Source organism: Klebsiella sp. 28 (genome assembly GCF_018223905.1).
Classification (GTDB): domain Bacteria; phylum Pseudomonadota; class Gammaproteobacteria; order Enterobacterales; family Enterobacteriaceae; genus Klebsiella; species Klebsiella pneumoniae.
In genome coordinates this window covers 1-15,550 of sequence record NZ_JAGRQY010000059.1, presented here as the reverse complement: position 1 = coordinate 15,550, position 15,550 = coordinate 1, and the positions used below count along the sequence as shown (strand labels likewise).

Sequence of the window (15,550 nt, the reverse complement as noted above, 5' to 3'; positions counted from 1 at the left end):
TTATACATGAACACTATGAACGTAATTATTGCCGATGACCATCCGATCGTACTGTTCGGTATTCGTAAGTCACTTGAGCAAATTGAGTGGGTGAACGTCGTTGGCGAGTTTGAAGACTCCACGGCTCTTATCAACAATCTTCCGAAGCTGGACGCCCATGTGCTGATCACCGATCTGTCCATGCCCGGTGACAAATACGGCGACGGGATCACGCTGATTAAATACATCAAGCGCCACTTCCCGGATCTGTCGATCATTGTTCTGACCATGAACAACAATCCGGCGATCCTCAGCGCGGTGCTGGATCTGGATATCGAAGGGATCGTCCTCAAGCAGGGGGCGCCGACCGACCTGCCAAAAGCGCTGGCCGCGCTGCAGAAAGGGAAGAAATTCACCCCGGAAAGCGTCTCTCGCCTGCTGGAAAAAATCAGCGCCAGCGGCTATGGCGATAAACGCCTGTCGCCGAAAGAGAGCGAAGTACTGCGCCTGTTCGCCGAAGGTTTCCTGGTAACCGAGATCGCCAAAAAGCTTAATCGCAGCATTAAAACCATCAGCAGCCAGAAGAAATCGGCGATGATGAAGCTGGGCGTCGAAAACGACATCGCCTTGCTGAACTACCTCTCTTCCGTCTCGCTGAGCGCGACGGACAAAGAGTAATCTCTTCGCCCTCTCCGTCTCGCCCCGGCGAGACGGAGCTCCCCATTATTCCCGCCCTTTACGCACCCGCGCCGCATATACCGTCAGCGTTTGCTTCAGTACGTCGAGGGTGACCGGCTTGGACAGACAACTGTCCATCCCCGATTCCAGACAGCGCTGCTTCTCTTCCGCCAGGGCATTGGCCGTTACGCCAATCACCGGCAGCGTCAGGCCAAGCTGACGAATGCGCTGCGTCAGGCGATAGCCATCCATATTAGGCATGTTGACGTCGCTGAGCACGATATCGATGTGCTGCTTGCTGAGGACGTTGAGCGCGTCGATCCCGTCGTTCGCGGTCACGCACTGGTAGCCGAGCGAACCCAGCTGATCCGCCAGCAGGCGGCGGTTGATCGGGTGATCGTCGACCACGAGGATCATCATGTCGTCGTTATTGCCGGCCTGCGCCTCCGGGGCCATCAGCGCCGGGCTATTTTCCGCACTGGCGAGCGCAACATGGAAAATACGCCCCAGCAGCGGCAGCAGTTCGTGGGGAGTCGTCACGCTGTGCAGCCATTCGCCGGCGGACCGCTCCTGCGGAATACCGATATGCCGGCGACAGAAGATGACCATGGCCCTTCCCTGCCATCCGCTCAGCGCCTCATCGTCAGTGAGTAAGACATCCTCGGCGTCCGGCGTTTCGCCGGCATGGCGGCGGACCGTCAGGCCGTGGTAGCTGAGCAGCGAGGTGACGAACATCGCCAGCGAAGTGTTATGAATCGCCAGCCAGCAGGTCTTGCCAGCGAAACCGTCTCTGCTCACCGGTGAGGTATTCTGCACGCCATACAGAGGAATACGGATGGTAAAGCGGCTACCCATCCCCGGCTCGGTTTCCACAGCAATATCGCCATCCATCATGCTGATCAGTTTTTCACAGATCGCCAGGCCAAGGCCGGTGCCCTGAAAATTGCGCTGCACGCCGGTCCCCACCTGAAAGAAAGGATCGAAGAGGCGCAATACCTCTTTCGCCGGGATCCCCTCTCCGGTGTCGCGAACGCTAATCTGCAGATAATCCCCCGCGCACTGGACGTGCAGGACAATACAGCCGGTATCGGTGAACTTTATCGCATTGCTGAGCAGATTTGAGATCACCTGCTGCAGGCGCATCGGGTCGCCGGACATTTGTTCCGGAACGTCCGGCTCGATAAAGCAGTACAGGCCCAGCTGCTTGCGCACCACCAACGGCAGATAGTTAGCGGAGATATGGTTCATGACTTCGCGCGGAGAGAACTCCCGCGGCTCGATCTTCAACTGCTCGGACTCGATTTTCGAGAAATCAAGAATATCGCTGATGATTTTCAGCAGCAGGCTGGAGGAGTTGTTCATCGCCGTCACAAGGCGATCGACGCCTTTCGGCAACGCTTTGGTCTGCAGCAGATCGAGGTTACCGATGATGCCATACAGCGGGGTACGCAGCTCATGGCTAACGGTCGCCAGGAACATCGATTTCGACTGGCTGGCCTGCTCCGCCGCCTGGGCCATCTCCTGCAGCGACTCCTCCATTTTCACGCGGGCGGAAACGTCCACCAGCACGCAAATGGCGACGTTTTCATTGCGATAGCGTGAATGAACAAAGCTAATCTGCAGGTTGGTATGGTTGCTGGTCAGCACGTCGACAAAATTGACCTGCTGGCCGCAGATGATCTGCGTCAGCCGCTGGCGGTCCTCGTGGGTCAGCATGTTCAGGTAGTTGTGCGCCAGTTCATTACTGAGAATATTGGTCCCGTCGGCAGTGCGCAGAATACAGATCCCTACCGGGGCAGAAGCCACAATTTTGCGGTTGAACTGCTCGTGCTCTTCCAGGCGCTGGGCGTCATTCTCCGCGGGGATAAAAATGCGCCGCTCATACATCCGCGCCAGCGCGAACAGCATCGCGCCGCTGAGGATATTAAGAACGATAGCATTGATGATCAGCATACGGATCCGCTCCAGCACCTGATCTACCGAGACGGAATAGACGATGCTCAGGGAGGACGGCGAGAGGCTTTTTTTCAGTACCAGCTCGCGGAAACCCGAACTGTAGCCAAACCACATCCGCTCCTGCATCCACTTCGCTTCGCTCTGGATTTTACCTTCCGCACCGGCCAGCGAAATCAGCGGCTGGCCGTTATCGTCAAAGATCGTCACGCTCATCGGCAGGCTGCCCGGCGTAAAGAAGCTTTCCATGCGGATGGTCTGCTCCACGCCCAGCATCGCCTGCAGGCGATTGGCCATATAGACCGGCGTCAGGGCGTAAAAATAGCCCACCCCGGGGCGAACGCCCTGGCTTATCCAGAACAGGTTGTTGCCGCGCTCATTTTGCGGCGCGTTGCGATATTGCTCTATGCGCTGATGCAGGACTTTCAGCGCCTGATCGCGCTCAATCGGCACGTCCCGCAGGCCAAAGTTGGCCATGCAGAGGTTATCGCTGCCGATGAGAAAGATGCGGTTAAGGTCGTAGGCGGCAGTAAAATTATCCCGCCAGTAGCGCATAAACCATGCCAGCGACTGCAGCGAATTACGCCAGGTGGCGCTCATCGCGCTGCAGTCGGAATCGGGGTACAGGGGTTCAAAGTTGGGCACCGCCATATCGCCGTTTTGCCCTTGCGCTACCGCGTCCCCTGCCGACAAGCGATTACCGGCGACATACTTCAGCTCTTTCATTACATCCGCGGTACGCTGGATATAGCGCTGGGCCTGATCGGCGTTGAGATTAAGCTCCTGATGGATTTCGGCTTCCCGCTCGTGCAGCGCGTTGACGATATAAAACACAGAGACAAACGCAATAAGCAGCCACAGCAATACCGCCAGCGCTCTGAACAGATAACGTGAAACCTTCAGGGTTGTATGAAAAGAGGCAAGATATTTCAATGTGGCGATGCTCGGCCGTCAGGGACTCAACAGAATGCGGTTAAGGTAGCGGTAAACCGGCTTTGCCGCAATGTTAATGCAAAAAGGGCCGGGAAAATACCCGGCCCTTCCAGAACATTTACCTCGGACGATTATTCTTCGTCTTCGGCGATGTCGTCATCGGTATCCGCTTCCGGGGCGATATCGTCATCGCCTTCTGCCGCGCTACCGTCGATGGCATCCAGCTCTTCATCATCCACCGGCTCAGCCACGCGCTGCAGACCTACCACGTTTTCATCTTCCGCGGTGCGAATGAGGATCACGCCCTGGGTGTTACGGCCCACGATGCTCACTTCGGAAACGCGGGTACGCACCAGCGTCCCGGCGTCGGTGATCATCATGATCTGATCGCAGTCATCCACCTGCACGGCGCCGACCACGGAACCGTTACGCTCGGTGACTTTGATCGAAATAACGCCCTGGGTGGCACGCGACTTGGTCGGATACTCCGCCGCCGCGGTACGTTTACCGTAACCGTTTTGCGTCACCGTCAGGATCGCGCCTTCGCCGCGTGGAATAATCAGCGAGACGACGCTGTCGTTTTCCGCAAGCTTAATACCGCGTACGCCGGTGGCGGTACGGCCCATGGCGCGAACGGCGTCTTCCTTGAAGCGTACAACCTTACCGGCCGCGGAGAACAGCATCACTTCATCCTGACCAGAGGTCAGATCGACGCCGATCAGCTCATCGCCTTCGTTCAGGTTGACCGCGATGATACCGGCGGAACGCGGACGGCTGAACTCGGTCAGCGCGGTTTTCTTCACGGTACCGCTGGCGGTCGCCATAAAGACGTTGACGCCCTCTTCGTACTCGCGGACCGGCAGGATGGCGGTGATGCGCTCATCGGCTTCCAGCGGCAGCAGGTTGACGATCGGCCGACCGCGCGCGCCGCGGCTGGCTTCCGGCAGCTGGTAGACCTTCATCCAGTACAGACGGCCGCGGCTTGAGAAGCAGAGGATGGTGTCATGGGTGTTAGCCACCAGCAGGCGGTCGATAAAGTCTTCTTCTTTAATGCGCGCTGCCGATTTGCCTTTACCGCCACGACGCTGTGCTTCGTAGTCGGTCAGCGGCTGATATTTCACATACCCCTGATGCGACAGGGTGACCACCACATCTTCCTGGTTGATCAGATCTTCGATGTTAATATCAGCGCTGTTGGCGGTGATTTCGGTACGACGTTCGTCGCCGAACTGGTCGCGGATCAGCTCCAGCTCTTCGCGAATCACTTCCATCAGACGGTCGGCGCTGCCGAGAATGTGCAGCAGCTCTGCGATCTGCTCCAGCAGCTCTTTATATTCGTCGAGCAGTTTTTCATGCTCAAGGCCGGTCAGTTTCTGCAGACGCAGATCCAGAATCGCCTGAGCCTGCTGCTCGGTCAGATAGTATTTACCGTCGCGTACGCCGAACTCTGGCTCCAGCCATTCCGGACGCGCGGCGTCATCCCCGGCGCGCTCCAGCATCGCCGCGACGTTACCAAGATCCCACGCCTGGGCAACCAGCGCCGTTTTCGCTTCTGCCGGGGTCGGCGCGCGACGGATCAGTTCGATAATCGGGTCGATGTTGGCCAGCGCAACGGCCAGCGCTTCGAGGATATGCGCCCGGTCGCGCGCTTTGCGCAATTCGAAAATCGTACGACGGGTCACCACTTCACGGCGGTGGCGTACAAACGCGGCGATGATGTCCTTCAGGTTCATGATCTTCGGCTGACCATGGTGCAGAGCTACCATGTTGATGCCGAAGGAGACCTGCAGCTGGGTCTGGGAATAGAGGTTGTTAAGCACCACTTCCCCTACCGCATCGCGCTTCACTTCAATCACGATGCGCATCCCGTCTTTATCAGACTCGTCACGCAGCGCGCTGATGCCTTCCACGCGTTTTTCTTTGACCAGCTCGGCGATTTTCTCGATCAGGCGCGCTTTGTTCACCTGATACGGAATTTCGTGCACGATGATGGTTTCGCGGCCGGATTTCGCGTCCACTTCCACTTCCGCGCGCGCGCGAATGTACACTTTACCGCGACCGGTGCGATAGGCCTCTTCGATGCCGCGACGGCCATTGATAATGGCGGCGGTCGGGAAATCAGGGCCAGGAATATGCGCCATCAGCCCTTCAATGCTGATGTCTTCATCGTCAACATACGCCAGACAGCCGTTAATCACTTCCGTCAGGTTATGCGGCGGTATGTTGGTGGCCATCCCTACGGCGATCCCGGAGGCGCCGTTCACCAGCAGGTTAGGAATTTTGGTCGGCATGACGTCCGGAATACGCTCCGTACCGTCATAGTTGTCGACGAAATCGACCGTCTCTTTTTCAAGATCGGCCATCAGCTCATGAGCGATTTTCGCCAGACGAATTTCGGTATAACGCATCGCCGCGGCGGAGTCGCCGTCGATGGAACCAAAGTTACCCTGGCCGTCCACCAGCATGTAACGCAGCGAGAACGGCTGCGCCATACGCACGATGGTGCCGTATACCGCGTAGTCGCCGTGCGGGTGGTATTTACCGATTACGTCACCAACGACACGGGCTGATTTTTTATAGGCTTTGTTCCAGTCATTGCCCAATACGTTCATGGCGTAAAGTACGCGACGGTGTACCGGCTTCAGGCCATCTCGGACATCCGGCAGCGCACGGCCAACAATGACCGACATCGCATAATCCAGATAAGAGTTCTTAAGCTCTTCCTCAATGTTGACCGGTGTAATTTCTCTCGCAAGGTCGCTCATCTAACCGCTATCCCTCTACTGTATCCCGGATTCAAAGGTCGCAAATTATAACACAGCCGCGCTAATAGAGGTAAAGCAATACGGTTTATTCATGGCGCGCTGCTGATATACTCGCAGGTCTGAACAGAAAAGGAGTAAAAGCGCCCATGAATGCCGAAAAAACGTCGGTAGCCCCTAATGTCGATCATGCTGAAATCGCCAAATTCGAAGCCGTCGCCTCGCGCTGGTGGGATCTGGAGGGCGAGTTCAAACCGCTCCACCGCATCAACCCGCTGCGGCTGGGCTATATTGCCGAACGCTCCGGCGGCCTGTTCGGTAAAAAAGTCCTCGATGTCGGCTGCGGCGGCGGCATCCTCGCCGAGAGCATGGCGCGCGAAGGCGCGACGGTCACCGGGCTGGACATGGGGGCCGAACCGCTGCAGGTCGCCAGGCTGCACGCCCTGGAGAGCGGTATTCAGGTAGACTATGTTCAGGAAACAGTTGAGGAACATGCCGCGAAGCACCCGCAGCAGTATGACGTTGTGACCTGCATGGAGATGCTGGAGCACGTCCCCGACCCGCAGTCGGTGGTGCACGCCTGCGCGCGGTTAGTGAAGCCCGGCGGCCAGGTCTTCTTCTCCACCATCAACCGCAACGGCAAGGCCTGGCTGATGGCGGTAGTCGGGGCGGAATATGTCATGAAGATGGTGCCCAAAGGCACTCATGATGTGAAGAAGTTTATCAAGCCGGCCGAGCTGCTGGGCTGGGTAGATCAGACAACTCTGAAAGAGCAGCATATCATCGGTCTGCATTACAATCCGCTGACCAATACCTTCAAGTTAGCGCCGGGGGTTGATGTTAACTATATGTTGCATACAACCGCCAAACAGGACTGAGGTCAGCACCTCCGCTTATGATGATTGCGCGGCATCAAGCCGCGTGATTATTTCTTCCGATGAAGAAATCAGCACTCGATCAAATTTTCATTTTTTTTTCTGTTTTATTGACTTCTTCTCCAGGCCTTATGCGACGTGGACTTGCGGATTATTACCCTTCCGCAACCTCAATTTAACGTCAAAATCAACCCTTGTACTCAAAAGATTCCTTACTAAAATACTCACCATATAGCGTTTCTTTTATCGACAACCCCCTACATATAGTATTTATCCACAGAGTTAGTCACAACGGCCTTCTGTGGATAAACGGGGGATATTTTCTTTCACGGACAGGTAAAATCCACATGAATCAGAGTCTGCTGGTGACAAAGCGCGACGGGACCACCGAGCGCATCAATCTCGACAAAATCCATCGCGTACTGGATTGGGCGGCAGAAGGACTGAATAACGTTTCGATTTCCCAGGTAGAGCTGCGCTCCCATATCCAGTTCTATGACGGCATCAAAACCGCGGACATCCACGAAACCATTATTAAAGCCGCTGCGGATCTGATCTCCCGCGACGCACCGGATTACCAGTACCTCGCCGCGCGTCTGGCGATTTTCCATTTGCGTAAAAAAGCCTTCGGTCAGTTTGAGCCGCCGGCGCTCTACGATCACGTGGTGAAGATGGTCGAGAAAGGTAAATACGATCATCATCTGCTGGAAGACTACACGGAAGAAGAGTTCCAGCAGATGGACGGTTTCCTCGACCACTGGCGCGACATGAACTTCTCCTACGCAGCCGTTAAGCAGCTGGAAGGCAAGTATCTGGTACAAAACCGCGTCACCGGCGAAATTTATGAGAGCGCGCAGTTCCTCTATATTCTGGTCGCCGCTTGCCTGTTCTCGAACTATCCGCGCGAAACGCGTCTGGACTATATCAAGCGTTTCTACGACGCGGTGTCCACCTTTAAAATCTCGCTGCCGACGCCGATCATGTCCGGCGTGCGTACCCCAACCCGTCAGTTCAGCTCCTGCGTGCTGATCGAGTGCGGCGACAGCCTGGATTCCATCAACGCCACCTCCAGCGCGATTGTGAAATACGTTTCCCAGCGCGCCGGCATCGGCATCAACGCCGGGCGCATTCGCGCGCTGGGCAGCCCGATCCGCGGCGGCGAAGCCTTCCACACCGGCTGCATTCCATTCTACAAGCATTTCCAGACCGCGGTGAAATCCTGCTCGCAGGGCGGCGTGCGCGGCGGCGCGGCAACCCTCTTCTACCCAATGTGGCATCTGGAAGTGGAAAGCCTGCTGGTGCTGAAAAACAACCGTGGTACCGACGCCAACCGCGTTCGTCACATGGACTACGGGGTACAGATCAACAAGCTGATGTACACCCGTCTGCTGAAAGGCGGCGATATTACCCTGTTCAGCCCTTCCGACGTCCCGGGCCTGTATGACGCCTTCTTCGCCGATCAGGACGAGTTTGAGCGCCTGTACACCCAGTACGAGCAGGACGACAGCATTCGCAAGCAGCGTATTAAAGCCGTTGAGCTGTTCTCGCTGATGATGCAGGAGCGCGCCTCTACCGGCCGCATCTATATCCAGAACGTCGACCACTGTAACACCCACAGCCCGTTCGATCCGGTAGTCGCCCCGGTGCGTCAGTCTAACCTGTGCCTGGAGATTGCTCTGCCGACCAAACCGCTGGAAGATGTCAACGACGAAAACGGCGAAATCGCGCTGTGCACCCTGTCGGCCTTCAACCTCGGGGCTATCGACAGCCTCGACGAGCTGGAAGAGCTGGCGGTGCTGGCGGTGCGTGCTCTGGATGCGCTGCTCGACTATCAGGATTACCCCATCCCGGCGGCTAAACGCGGTGCGATGGGGCGTCGTACGCTGGGTATCGGCGTGATCAACTTCGCTTACTATCTGGCGAAGCATGGCAAACGCTACTCCGACGGCAGCGCCAACAACCTGACGCACAAAACGTTCGAAGCGATTCAGTACTATCTGCTGAAGGCCTCTAACGAGCTGGCTATCGAGCAAGGCGCCTGCCCGTGGTTCAACGAAACCACCTATGCGCAGGGCATCCTGCCGATCGATACCTATAAGAAAGATCTGGACGGCATCGTCAGCGAACCCCTGCACTACGACTGGGAAGCATTGCGCGAATCCATTAAAACCCACGGTCTGCGCAACTCCACGCTCTCCGCGCTGATGCCGTCCGAGACCTCGTCGCAGATCTCCAACGCCACCAACGGCATTGAGCCGCCGCGCGGCCACGTGAGTATCAAAGCGTCCAAGGACGGTATCCTGCGCCAGGTGGTGCCGGATTACGAAAACCTGCAGAACGCCTACGAGCTGCTGTGGGAGATGCCGAACAACGACGGTTATCTGCAGCTGGTGGGTATCATGCAGAAGTTTATCGACCAGTCGATCTCTGCCAACACTAACTACGATCCGACGCGCTTCCCGTCCGGAAAAGTGCCGATGCAGCAGTTGCTCAAAGACCTGCTCAACGCCTATAAATTCGGCGTCAAAACGCTGTACTATCACAACACCCGTGATGGCGCTGAAGACGCCCAGGATGACCTGGCCCCGTCCATCCAGGACGACGGCTGCGAAAGCGGCGCTTGTAAGATCTAAGGTATTTTTGCCGGGTAACGCTACGCTTACCCGGCCTACGTTTGTGTAGGCCCGGCCAACCCATTCCCGCCGGGCAATACAGTTCAACAGGACTCACTTCAATGGCATACACCACTTTTTCACAGACGAAAAACGATCAGCTGCTGGAACCCATGTTTTTTGGCCAGCCGGTTAACGTGGCCCGCTACGATCAGCAAAAATACGACATCTTTGAAAAGCTGATTGAAAAGCAGCTCTCCTTCTTCTGGCGCCCGGAAGAGGTTGACGTTTCCCGCGATCGCATCGACTACCAGGCGCTACCGGAACACGAAAAACATATTTTCATCAGCAACCTGAAGTACCAGACGCTGCTCGACTCCATCCAGGGCCGTAGCCCGAATGTGGCGCTGCTGCCGCTGATCTCCATCCCGGAGCTGGAGACCTGGGTAGAAACCTGGGCCTTCTCCGAGACCATTCACTCGCGTTCGTACACTCACATCATCCGCAACATCGTCAACGACCCGGCGACCGTGTTCGACGACATCGTCACCAACGAGCAGATCCAGAAACGTGCGGAAGGCATCTCTCACTATTACGATTCGCTGATCGAGATGACCAGCTACTGGCATCTGCTGGGCGAAGGCACCCACACCGTCAACGGCAAAACCGTGACCGTGAATCTGCGCGAGCTGAAAAAGAAACTCTATCTGTGCCTGATGAGCGTTAATGCCCTGGAAGCGATCCGCTTCTACGTCAGCTTCGCCTGCTCCTTCGCCTTTGCCGAACGCAAACTGATGGAAGGCAACGCCAAAATTATCCGCCTGATCGCCCGCGATGAAGCGCTGCACCTGACCGGCACCCAGCATATGCTGAACCTGCTGCGCTCCGGCAGCGACGATCCGGAAATGGCGGAAATCGCCGAAGAGTGCAAACAGGAGTGCTATGACCTGTTCGTGCTGGCGGCGCAGCAGGAGAAAGAGTGGGCGGACTACCTGTTCCGCGACGGCTCGATGATCGGCCTGAATAAAGATATTCTCTGCCAGTACGTCGAGTACATCACCAATATCCGCATGCAGGCGGTGGGCCTCGATCTGCCGTTCCAGACCCGCTCCAACCCGATCCCATGGATCAACACCTGGCTGGTCTCCGACAACGTTCAGGTGGCGCCGCAGGAAGTGGAAGTCAGTTCTTATCTCGTCGGCCAGATCGATTCTGAAGTCGATGCCGACGATCTGAGTAACTTCCAGCTGTAATGAAGCGGATCTTCCTGAAAATCTCTGACACTCGCCTTGAGTGTCAGGATGAACACCCTTCCCTGCTGGCGGCGCTGGAGTCGCATAATATCGACGTCGAATATCAGTGCCGCGAAGGCTACTGCGGCTCCTGCCGCACGCGCCTGGTCTCCGGCCAGGTTGACTGGCTGACCGAGCCGCTGGCCTTTATCCAGCCGGGGGAAATTTTGCCCTGCTGCTGCCGGGCGAAAGGCGATATTGAGATCGAGATGTAGTCTTGTCAGGTGGCGCTACGCTTACCTGACCTACTGTTCCAGGACCGACCGTTTACGCACTGCCGCCCTGGGCTGCTGAAACTGCCGGTGTTGACGGCCTCAAAATCGCAGAGACGTTCCCGGAAGGCCGGGGCAGCCCGCATGGATGCGGGCTGAGGGCCGTGTTTTGCATGGACGCTACCTCGGCCCGACCCGAAGCCTGCAGGGATAAGTCGAAGGGACCGCGCAGCCGCGATTTTGCTGGCCGGAGCCCGGGGGTACAGGGGGAGGCGGCGACTGGCCTCCCCCTGTGCGCTCCCTGCGCTATGAAAGGCATAACGCAGGGAGCGCAATCTTCCAGGAAATAACATAGAACAAACGTTATTCCCGGGTCGAAATCGTTGCACGCCGAGAACAGTGTCAACAAAACCGCAGTTCGTACGCCGGGTAAGGCGTAGCCGCCACCCGGCTTTTTACTGTTTCGCGTCCAGGAACTGCACCGCTTTATCCGGGAAATCGGTAAATAAGCCGTCGACGCCCGCCTGGTTATACAGCACGTCATAGAGCTGATTAACGTTAGTCGCGTACTCCGGCAACTGATCCGCGCGCACGGTGTACGGATGCACCTGCAGATGGCTGGCATGCGCCTCTTTCACCATCGCCGTCAGCTTCACCGCCCCCGGCTTCGAGCCTTCCGCTACCAGCATATGGTAATCGGGGCCGATACCGTCCGCGTACTGCGCAATCTGCGCCATCGCCCCTGGCTTGAACATCCAGTCATAGCTGTAGTTCACCCACTTACCATCGGCCTGTTTCTGCTGGGTTTCATTCCAGTCGGTATAGGCGATGAGCTGCACCAGATTGAGATCCATCCCCATCTTCGGCTCCAGCTCATTTTTAATGCGTTTGAGCTCGTTGGCGTCAAAGCACTGCAGATAAACCTTATCCTGCTTGCTGGTATAGCCATATTCCTTCAGCACCTTCAATGTGCTGGCGGCAATATCTTTGCCTTCCTGGTGGTGGAACCACGGCGCTTTGATTTCCGGGTAGATACCGATGTTTTTGCCGGTGGAATGGTTCAGCCCCTGGACAAACTCAATCTCCTCTTCAAAGGTATGAATACGGAAATCGGATTTGCCCATCGGGAATCGACCGGGATAGGTTTGCACGTTCTTACCATTTTTCGGCTCAAAACCTTCGGTGAACTTCAGCGACTTAATCTCGTCCAGGGTAAAGTCGATGGCGTAGAAACGGCCATCTTTACGCGCCCGCTGCGGGAAACGCTGCGCAACGTCAGTCACCCGATCGAGATAGTGGTCGTGTAACACCACCAGCCGGTCGTCTTTGGTCATCACCAGGTCTTGCTCAAGGTAATCCGCCCCCTGAGCGTAAGCCATCGCTTTCGCCGGCAGGGTATGTTCCGGCAGATACCCGCTGGCGCCGCGGTGGGCGATGACCATTTTATCAGCCGCTGTCGCGCTGAAGCACAGCGCCGAACTGGACAGAATCATTCCGCTCATCAGCGCGGTAAGTTTCATTTTCATCGCCGCTCCTTAGGCTTGTTTCAGCTGTTGGTGATGGCGACGTTCACCGAGCATCACGATAACCAGCAGGATAACCGCCAGCACGCTGCCGCCGATCATCACCATAAAGCCGCCGTCCCAGCCGAAGAAATCGACGGTGTAGCCGACGATAGCGCTCGCGGCCACGGAACCGCCAAGATAGCCGAACAGGCCGGTGAAGCCCGCGGCGGTCCCGGCGGCTTTTTTCGGCGCCAGCTCGAGGGCATGCAGACCAATCAGCATCACCGGGCCGTAGATCAGGAAGCCAATGATGATCATACAGGCCATATCGACGCCCGGATTACCCGGCGGGTTCAGCCAGTAAACGACAGTGGCGATGGTCACCAGGGTCATAAAGAACACGCCGGTGGCGCCGCGGTTGCCTTTAAACACTTTGTCCGACATCCAACCGCACAGCAGCGTGCCCGGGATCCCCGCGTACTCGTACAGGAAATAGGCCCAGGAGGATTTATCCAGCGCGAAGTGTTTAACTTCTTTCAGGTAGGTCGGCGACCAGTCGAGAATGCCGTAGCGCAGCAGATAAACGAAGACGTTAGCGATAGCGATGTACCACAGCAGCTTGTTCGGCAGAATGTACTGCATAAAGATCTGCTTCGCCGTCAGCTCTTCTTCGTGCTTTTCGCTGTAATCGTCCGGGTAGTCGTTTTTATATTCTTCAATCGGCGGCAGACCGCAGGACTGCGGGGTGTCGCGCATCATTGCGAAGGCGAAAATCGCCAGCAGAATGGCGCCGAATGCCGGCATATACAGCGCCGCGTGCCAGTCGTTAAACCACGCCATCCCTAACAGGAACAGCAGCGGCGGAATGCCGCCGCCGACGTTATGCGCGCAGTTCCACACCGAGACAATCCCGCCGCGCTCTTTCTGCGACCACCAGTGCACCATGGTCCGGCCGCACGGCGGCCAGCCCATCCCCTGGAACCAGCCGCAGAGGAACAGCAGCACGAACATTATCATGATGCTGGACGTCGCCCACGGCACGAAGCCCATCACCAGCATCACCAGCGCGGCCAGGATCAAGCCAGCCGGCAGGAAAATGCGCGGATTCGAGCGGTCAGAGACCGATCCCATGATGAATTTCGAAAATCCATAGGCGATGGAGATACCGGAAAGGGCGAAGCCGAGGTCGCCACGAGAGAACCCCTGCTCGATAAGATAAGGCATCGCCAGGGCAAAGTTCTTACGAACCAAATAGTAGGCGGCATAACCAAAAAAGATGCCAATAAAAATCTGCCAGCGTAATCGGCGATATAGCGGGTCAATCTCCGCTGCTGGCAAACGCGCTTTATGCGCGGCGGGTTTAAAAATACTTAACATATCAGCCTCCGTGGCCCTTGCTGTTTTCTACTGACGTCACGACAAAATCCCAGATTAATCACCAACTTCAAATATGGTCGCGATGGTAGGCAATACGTAGAGTTGATACTGTGAAACATCGCACAATTTGTTACAGAAATATGACAAAACGTTCCAATGTGAGCACGAAATCACATAACACGCTCAAATAACGCGCGAATATGCTCGAAATCAAACAATAACCTTACTAATTGTGGCTAAATGGCGTTAAACGAAAGCAGAGGAGCTGAAGATGACGGGACGTCTTGATAGCGAGGTCATTATCATCGGCGGCGGAGCAACCGGCGCCGGTATCGCCCGCGACTGCGCCCGGCGCGGATTACGAACGCTGCTCATTGAGCGCCATGATATCGCCACCGGGGCGACCGGCCGGAATCATGGACTGCTGCACAGCGGCGCCCGCTACGCGGTGACCGACAACGAATCCGCCCGCGAATGCATCAGTGAGAACCGCATCCTGCGCCGCATCGCCCGCCACTGTATTGAACCGACCAATGGGCTGTTTATCACCCTGCCTGAAGATGACCTGGCATGGCAGCAAACCTTTATCGACGCCTGTCAGCAGGCTGGCATAGAGGCCACGCCGCTCTCGCCGAAGGAAGCGCTGCGCCGGGAGCCCGCCGTCAACCCGACGCTGCTGGGCGCGGTGCAGGTCCCGGACGGTACCATCGACCCGTTTCGCCTCACCGCGGCCAATATGCTCGACGCCCGCGAACACGGCGCGCAGATCCTTACCGGCTGCGAAGTAACAGGCCTGCTGCGCCGGGGCGATCGCGTCTGCGGCGTCCAGGTATACGACCGCCAACTTCACCAGGCCCGCGCTCTGTACGCCGGGATGGTGGTTAACGCCGCCGGGATCTGGGGGCAGCGTATTGCGGAATATGCCGACCTGCGCATCACCATGTTCCCGGCGAAGGGATCGCTGCTGATCCTCGATCATCGGATTAACAACCTGGTGATCAACCGCTGCCGTAAGCCGGCCGACGCCGATATTCTGGTGCCCGGCGATACCATCTCGCTGATCGGCACTACCTCAATGCATATTCCTTATGACGAAATTGACGACAACCGGGTAACAGCGGCGGAGGTCGATACCCTGCTGCGCGAAGGGGAAAAGCTGGCGCCGGTCATGGGCCGCACCCGGATCCTCCGCGCCTACTCCGGCGTCCGCCCGCTGGTGGCCAGCGATAACGATCCCAGCGGGCGCAGCGTCAGCCGCGGCATCGTCCTGCTCGACCATGCCCAGCGTGACGGTATGGAAGGCTTCATTACCATCACCGGCGGCAAGCTGATGACCTATCGCCTGATGGCCGAGTGGGCCACCGACGCCGTC

10 protein-coding genes are annotated in these 15,550 nt (G+C 57.1%); 6 read left to right on the top strand and 4 right to left on the bottom strand.

All coding sequences use genetic code 11. The annotated features are described in order from the left end of the window. The first annotated feature begins 6 nt into the window (after positions 1-6). Positions 7-657, top strand: a complete 651-nt coding sequence (rcsB, locus tag KHQ28_RS11030; RefSeq protein ID WP_002913007.1) for a response regulator transcription factor RcsB — start codon at positions 7-9, stop codon at positions 655-657. 45 nt (positions 658-702) lie between these two features. On the opposite strand, the gene rcsC is transcribed toward rcsB, so the two are convergent. Then, the gene (rcsC, locus tag KHQ28_RS11025; RefSeq protein WP_002913009.1) at positions 703-3,543 is read right to left on the bottom strand and encodes a two-component system sensor histidine kinase RcsC; all 2,841 of its coding nucleotides are present in this window, start codon (positions 3,541-3,543) and stop codon (positions 703-705) included. Positions 3,544-3,674: 131 nt separating this feature from the next. Beyond that, entirely contained in the window at positions 3,675-6,308 is a 2,634-nt protein-coding gene (gene gyrA, locus KHQ28_RS11020) for a DNA topoisomerase (ATP-hydrolyzing) subunit A (protein WP_055314380.1), read from the bottom strand. Positions 6,309-6,454: 146 nt separating this feature from the next. Between gyrA and ubiG the strand changes: the two genes are divergently transcribed. The 4 genes from ubiG to yfaE all read left to right on the top strand — a co-directional run bounded on the left by ubiG (position 6,455) and on the right by yfaE (position 11,299). Beyond that, entirely contained in the window at positions 6,455-7,183 is a 729-nt protein-coding gene (gene ubiG, locus KHQ28_RS11015; protein WP_002913014.1) for a bifunctional 2-polyprenyl-6-hydroxyphenol methylase/3-demethylubiquinol 3-O-methyltransferase UbiG, read from the top strand. 344 nt (positions 7,184-7,527) lie between these two features. After that, entirely contained in the window at positions 7,528-9,813 is a 2,286-nt protein-coding gene (gene nrdA, locus KHQ28_RS11010) for a class 1a ribonucleoside-diphosphate reductase subunit alpha (RefSeq protein ID WP_002913016.1), read from the top strand. Positions 9,814-9,914: 101 nt separating this feature from the next. Further along, complete coding sequence (nrdB, locus tag KHQ28_RS11005) at positions 9,915-11,045, top strand: class Ia ribonucleoside-diphosphate reductase subunit beta (RefSeq protein WP_004140835.1); 1,131 nt, start codon at positions 9,915-9,917, stop codon at positions 11,043-11,045. Further along, complete coding sequence (gene yfaE / locus KHQ28_RS11000; RefSeq protein WP_002913017.1) at positions 11,045-11,299, top strand: class I ribonucleotide reductase maintenance protein YfaE; 255 nt, start codon at positions 11,045-11,047, stop codon at positions 11,297-11,299. The genes nrdB and yfaE overlap by 1 nt, the downstream gene beginning before the upstream one ends. A gap of 452 nt (positions 11,300-11,751) precedes the next feature. Here the strand turns inward: yfaE and glpQ are convergent, their stop codons facing one another. Continuing rightward, entirely contained in the window at positions 11,752-12,822 is a 1,071-nt protein-coding gene (gene glpQ, locus KHQ28_RS10995) for a glycerophosphodiester phosphodiesterase (protein WP_009484780.1), read from the bottom strand. A gap of 9 nt (positions 12,823-12,831) precedes the next feature. After that, positions 12,832-14,178 carry a glycerol-3-phosphate transporter gene (glpT, locus tag KHQ28_RS10990; protein ID WP_002913019.1) on the bottom strand — a complete coding sequence of 449 codons (1,347 nt, stop codon included), beginning with the start codon at positions 14,176-14,178 and terminating at the stop codon, positions 12,832-12,834. A 271-nt stretch (positions 14,179-14,449) separates the two neighbouring features. Between glpT and glpA the strand changes: the two genes are divergently transcribed. Beyond that, positions 14,450-15,550, top strand: a 1,101-nt coding sequence (glpA, locus tag KHQ28_RS10985; protein ID WP_211777601.1) for an anaerobic glycerol-3-phosphate dehydrogenase subunit A, incomplete at its 3' end; no start/stop codon positions are given.

Coding starts and splice junctions, on each gene's coding strand:
- gyrA (WP_055314380.1), bottom strand. CDS start 6,308: ATGAGCGACCTTGCGAGAGAAATTACACCGGTCAACATTGAGGAAGAG.
- glpQ (WP_009484780.1), bottom strand. CDS start 12,822: ATGAAAATGAAACTTACCGCGCTGATGAGCGGAATGATTCTGTCCAGT.
- glpT (WP_002913019.1), bottom strand. CDS start 14,178: ATGTTAAGTATTTTTAAACCCGCCGCGCATAAAGCGCGTTTGCCAGCA.
- ubiG (WP_002913014.1), top strand. CDS start 6,455: ATGAATGCCGAAAAAACGTCGGTAGCCCCTAATGTCGATCATGCTGAA.
- nrdA (WP_002913016.1), top strand. CDS start 7,528: ATGAATCAGAGTCTGCTGGTGACAAAGCGCGACGGGACCACCGAGCGC.
- yfaE (WP_002913017.1), top strand. CDS start 11,045: ATGAAGCGGATCTTCCTGAAAATCTCTGACACTCGCCTTGAGTGTCAG.
- rcsB (WP_002913007.1), top strand. CDS start 7: ATGAACACTATGAACGTAATTATTGCCGATGACCATCCGATCGTACTG.
- nrdB (WP_004140835.1), top strand. CDS start 9,915: ATGGCATACACCACTTTTTCACAGACGAAAAACGATCAGCTGCTGGAA.